Annotated in this window: 1 protein-coding gene; it reads left to right on the forward strand. The window is 55.5% G+C overall.

Features of this window, described 5'->3' with window-relative positions; genetic code table 11:
- Positions 1-9 precede the first annotated feature (9 nt).
- The coding region (locus NW858_RS04010; RefSeq protein WP_414519896.1) for a DEAD/DEAH box helicase at positions 10-1,175 on the forward strand (1,166 nt) is incomplete at its 3' end.

The raw sequence follows: 1,175 nt of genomic DNA on the forward strand, positions 1-1,175 counted from the left end.
AAGCTTCGGGTGATGCATGCCTGGGGATCCCAGGATCAGCTTGGGTTTTATCGCCTGCTCGCTCACCAATGTGGCTTGCTGCCCAAAAGCTTGGAGCAGGCAAGGGCAGAGCTGAGGGATAAAAATGACTATACAACGGAGCCCTTTGACTACGTCTGCCAAGAGTTAGAAAAAGAAGCCAAGGAAATCCCTCAACTTTTTGACGCCATCTTGATCGATGAAGGTCAAGATTTGCCGCCTGCCTTTTACCGTTTAGCCTATCGAACTTTACGGGATCCCAAGCGGCTCTACTGGGCCTATGACGAAGCCCAGGGCATTGGCTCGTTGACGGTGCCAGGGGCAGCCGAGCTATTCGGGCGCGACGAGACGGGCAAACCCAAAGTGCGGTTGGGAGGGCGAGCCATCGTACTGCGTCATTGCTACCGCACTCCAAACATCATCCTCATGGCTGCCCATGCCATCAACATGGGTCTTCTGCGTGGAGGCCAGCCTTTGCAGGGGGTCACTCAAAAAGACCAGTGGGAAAACTTGGGTTACGAAGTGGTAGAAGGTGATTTTCGTAAGCCTGGATCCCCAATTACCCTCACCCGCAAGGCTTGCCATCCCGTCGATCAAGAAAACTTTGATCCCAAGGTGGATTCCCAGTCGCTGCTGGTCTGGCGCACCTTCCCTTCTGAGGAAGAGGAGCAGAATTGGATTGCCCAACAGATCGAGCGCGACCTGAAGCAGTGGAGTTTCCGGCCGGAAGATCTTCTAGTTACGAGTGTAGCCAGCTTCAGAGGGAGCAGACCCTACTGGGAAAGCCTAAAGGCCAGGCTCAAACAAAGAGGAATTAGCGCCCTCATTGCCGGCGAAGATGCCGATCGGGATATTTTCCGCTTGCCGGGGCATGTCACCCTATCGGGGATTTTCCGGGCCAAGGGCAACGAAGCTTGGAAAGTCTACGTCTGCCAGTTTCAAAACGTCACCGAGCCGGGGCTAAGTGTAGAGGAGCAACTGCGCCGGCGCAATCAAGCTTTTGTGGCCTTGACACGCACCAAGCTCTGGTGTGTGGTAACAGGGATCTCCCCCAAAGATCAACTGGCCCCCGCCTTCCAGGAGCTGCGGCAGGCCAAGGAGCAGTACCCCTACCTACGCTTCCCAGCTTTTAACAAGGGATCCCTGCGGCGGGTTCA

The sequence above is a fragment of the Synechococcus sp. H55.10 genome (assembly GCF_047502715.1).
Classification (GTDB): Bacteria; Cyanobacteriota; Cyanobacteriia; order Thermostichales; family Thermostichaceae; genus Thermostichus.